This window comes from Rhodococcus sp. NPDC057529 (assembly GCF_042802055.1).
Classification (GTDB): Bacteria; Actinomycetota; Actinomycetes; order Mycobacteriales; family Mycobacteriaceae; genus Rhodococcus_F.
Genome location: NZ_JBHVEY010000006.1, coordinates 1 through 3857, shown reverse-complemented (window position 1 = coordinate 3857; position 3857 = coordinate 1). Strand labels below are relative to the sequence as shown.

4 protein-coding genes and 1 pseudogene are annotated in these 3857 nt (G+C 67.1%); 2 read left to right on the top strand and 3 right to left on the bottom strand.

Annotated elements, in window-relative coordinates; genetic code table 11:
* Positions 1-55 precede the first annotated feature (55 nt).
* Positions 56-415 carry a universal stress protein gene (locus ACFU5V_RS13080; protein WP_124391936.1) on the bottom strand — a complete coding sequence of 120 codons (360 nt, stop codon included), beginning with the start codon at positions 413-415 and terminating at the stop codon, positions 56-58.
* Between the two features lie 35 nt (positions 416-450).
* Positions 451-1869, bottom strand: a complete 1419-nt coding sequence (locus ACFU5V_RS13075) for a sugar porter family MFS transporter (RefSeq protein WP_378699654.1) — start codon at positions 1867-1869, stop codon at positions 451-453.
* A 177-nt stretch (positions 1870-2046) separates the two neighbouring features.
* On the opposite strand from ACFU5V_RS13075, the gene ACFU5V_RS13070 reads away from it, so the two are divergent.
* Both ACFU5V_RS13070 and ACFU5V_RS13065 read left to right on the top strand, forming a co-directional pair.
* Complete coding sequence (locus ACFU5V_RS13070) at positions 2047-2685, top strand: TetR family transcriptional regulator (protein ID WP_378699652.1); 639 nt, start codon at positions 2047-2049, stop codon at positions 2683-2685.
* Positions 2682-3344: an enoyl-CoA hydratase-related protein gene (locus ACFU5V_RS13065; RefSeq protein ID WP_378699650.1), complete on the top strand. Its 663-nt coding sequence runs from the start codon at positions 2682-2684 to the stop codon at positions 3342-3344. Before ACFU5V_RS13070 ends, ACFU5V_RS13065 begins: the two co-directional genes overlap by 4 nt.
* Positions 3345-3380: 36 nt before the next feature.
* Here the strand turns inward: ACFU5V_RS13065 and ACFU5V_RS13060 are convergent.
* Positions 3381-3857, bottom strand: a pseudogene (locus ACFU5V_RS13060) (acetyl-CoA C-acyltransferase); the annotation flags it as partial.

Below are 3857 nucleotides of genomic sequence, written 5' to 3'. Positions count from 1 at the left end.
GGGAAGGCGTGACCTCCCTGCCGCCGGGCGCCGCGGTGGAGCGTGAAACCGGCTCCTACTGAGGGGTTTTGACGGCGAGAACCGGGATCGGGGATTGCAGGATGAGCCGCTGGCTCACGCTGCCGAGCAGCGCCTTGCCGACCGCGCTGCGACGCTTGACCCCGATCACGAGACGTTCGATGTCGGGCCGGTCGTCGATCAGATCCAGCACCGCGGTCGCGGGATCGCGGTCGCCGCGGCCGATCCGGTCGAGGACGGTCACCCCGTCGTCGGCGAGGGTGTGCACCTCTTCGGGTTCGGTGAGGGACAGGTTCACCACCAGCAGATCGGTGTCCAGCATCGCGGCTTCCTTCTTGCCGGCGAGGAGGGCGTGCGATCCTTCGGAGGTGTCGGTCACTGCTACGAGCACTGTCATGGAATCAACCTTTCAGGGGACTCGGTGCGTCGCGGTCACGAATACTCGCGCCGGAACTGCTCTTCGAGTTCCTCGAGGGAGCGGCCGCGGGTTTCCGGAACCTGGGTGGTGATGAAGACGAGAGCCAGGACTCCGAGGCCGGCGAAGACGAAGAACGTCGCACCGATACCCAGCGCGGCAACGACGGGCGGGAATAGTAGCGCGACAAGAGCATTCGCGATCCACAGCATGAAGATGCAGATGCCGATGGCGAAGCTGCGGATCTTCAACGGGAAGATCTCCGACAGCATCAGCCACACCAAGGGGCCGATCGTGCCCTGCATCGAGAAGACGAACAGGACCACGAACACGAGGATGAAGTAGGCCTTCGCGGTGCCGTCGGGGAGCAGGAATGCCGACAGCCCGACGAGCAGGTGGAACGTGGTGGTGAGTACGAACCCGCCGATGAGCATCTTGCGACGGTCGATCCGGTTGATCAGTGCGATGCCGGTGAGGACGCCGAGCACGCTGAACAGTCCGTTGAGGGTGTTCGCGACAATGGCGGCGTTGGAGGAGAATCCGGCGTCGCCGAGAAGTTGGGTGCCGTAGTACATCACCGAATTGATGCCGGTGGCCTGCTGGAACACGCCCAGGCCGACGCCGATGAAGATGAGGCGGCGGATCCACTTCACCGACAGGTCCGCGGGACCGCCGGTCTGCGCGAGTTTCTCTTCCTCTGCGAGCGCCTGGACTTCCTCCAACTCGGCGTGTGCCCGCTCCGGGGACCGGACCTGGAGGAGTACGGCGAGCGCTTCGTCGTGCCGGTCCTGCGACATCAGCCAGCGCGGGCTCTCCGGCATCCTCAGCATTCCGGCGAACAGGACGATGGCCGGGGTGACGGCGACCAGAAGCATGAAGCGCCAGACGCTGTCGTGCTCACCCCAGATGTTGAAGATGACGGCGTTGATGACGAATGCGGCGAACTGCCCGCAGACGATCATGACCTCGTTGCGGGAGACGACGCTGCCGCGCCGTTCGACGGGGGAGATCTCGGCGAGGTAGACGGGCACCGTCGCGGATGCGCCGCCGACGGCGAGGCCGAGAATGAAGCGGAACAGCGCGAGTATCTCCCACGTGGGGGACAGCACGCAGCCGATCGTGCCGATCATGAAGATGACGGCGAGCACCAGGATGTTGTGCCGGCGTCCGTACCGGTCGGACATCCGGCCGCCGATCAGGGCGCCGATCGCGGCGCCGAAGATCAGGATGCTCACCACCAGGCCCTCGGTGAACGAGGTGAGCTGGAGGTCCTCCTTGAGCGGTTCGAGTGCGCCGTTGATGACTCCGGTGTCGTATCCGAAGAGCAGGCCGCCGAAGGTGGCGACGACGGCGATGACGCCGAGCCTGTGCGAGTGCCGCCCAGGCGCGTCGGCGGGCAGGTGCTGGGTGGTAGTTCGGGTGAGATCGCTGGCCATGAACATCTCCTCGACGTATTCCATGTGCAGAACACGTAATGTGTTTATGTCCGGACAAAGCTAACCCATTGTGACTCGGGGCACAACGGCTAGCCGATCATCGAACGGCTCTCACCGCGCAATGGGCCAGTACCTACCGACGAGTAATAGAACGCATGATCTGTTATCGTTCGCCGTATGCCCAGGCCACGGCTCCACGATCTCGACGCCGCGCTCGATACCGCCGAACGGCTGGCGGTCGAGGGCGGACCGAGCGCGGTGACGCTGCGGGCGGTCGCCGCCGCCACGGAGATGTCCAACGGCGCCATCTATCACGCATTCGGCTCCCGCGGAGGGCTCGTCGGACGCGCATGGTTGCGGGCGGCGCACCGGTTTCTCGACCTGCAACAGGAATCGGTCGAGCACGCGCTGGAGCGGGGTCCGGTGGACGCCGTCGTCGCGGCCGCCGACACCCCGGCCGTCTTCGCCGAGAAGTTCCCGCAGTCGTCGCGTCTTCTGCTCACCGTGCGCCGCGACGAACTGCTCGGATCGGATGTCCCCGAGGACGTCGCGGACGAGTTGGCGCGCCTCGACGCCGTCCTCGTCGAACTGTTCGTCCGGTTGGCGCTGGAATTGTGGGGGCGCCGGGACGGTCGCGCGGTCGAGGTGATCGAAGCGTGCGTCGTCGGACTCCCCACCGGACTGCTGCTCCGTGCCCGTCGGAAACCGGACGACGCGATGCGCCGGCGTCTGGAGGCGGCCGTCCGCGCAGTCCTGGCACTCGACCCCCCGCCCCCGCGGAAACGTCACAACAGCACCACGAAAGGTTCCCGATGACCGCCACCCTGACCTACCGGGACAAGATCGCCGTCCTCGACCTCGGCGACGACGAAAACCGTTTCTCCCCCGAATGGCTCGACACCGTCGACCGTCTCCTCGACGACGCCCACGAACAGGGCGCGCAGGCCCTGGTCACCACGGCCACCGGAAAGTTCTACTCCAACGGCCTCGACCTGGACTGGCTGCTGGCCAACGGCGACCGCGCGGACTGGTACGTCGGGCGCGTGCAGGCGCTGTTCAGCCGAATCCTGACGCTCCCGCTGCCGACGGTGGCCGCGGTCAACGGGCACGCGTTCGGCGCGGGCGCCATGCTGGGAATCGCCCACGACTACCGGGTGATGCGGTCGGACCGCGGGTTCTACTGTTTCCCCGAGGTCGACATCCACATTCCGTTCACCCCGGGCATGGCGGCGCTGATCCAGGCCAAGCTGACACCGCAGACCGCGATCACCGCCATGACCACCGGCCACCGGTACGGCGGCACCGAGGCGCACACCAGCGGGCTGGTCGACGGGACCGCGCCCGAAGGCGCGGTCCTGGATGCCGCAGTCGACCTGATCTCGCCGCTCGCCGGGAAGGACGCCGGCACGCTCGGCGCGATCAAGTCGACCATGTTCGCGCCGGCCGTTGCCGCGCTCGCCTCGGGCCGGTCATAACCGGCTGATACGAAACCTACTGGGCGAGAGTGGGGGTCATTCTCCCGGCACGTGGAGGATCAGGGCGTCGCCCTGTCCGCCGCCGCCGCACAGCGCCGCGGCACCGGTTCCGCCGCCGCGTCGTTTCAGCTCCAGCGCGAGGTGCAGCACGACCCGCGCACCCGACATGCCGAGCGGATGCCCGATGGCGATGGCGCCGCCGTTGACATTGACCTTCGACGGGTCGATTCCCAGTTGCCGGGTCGACTCGATGCCGACGGCGGCGAACGCCTCGTTGATTTCGACGAGATCGAGGGCGGACGCGTCGAGTCCCTCTCGGGCGCATGCCTTGTCGATGGCGTTGGCGGGCTGCTGCTGGAGCGTCGAATCCGGCCCGGCGACGACGCCATGGGCGCCGATCTCGGCGATCCATTCCAGTCCCAGTTCCTCGGCCTTGGCCTTGCTCATCACCACGACGGCCGCGGCGCCGTCGGAGATCTGCGACGCCGAACCCGCGGTGACGGTGCCGTCCTT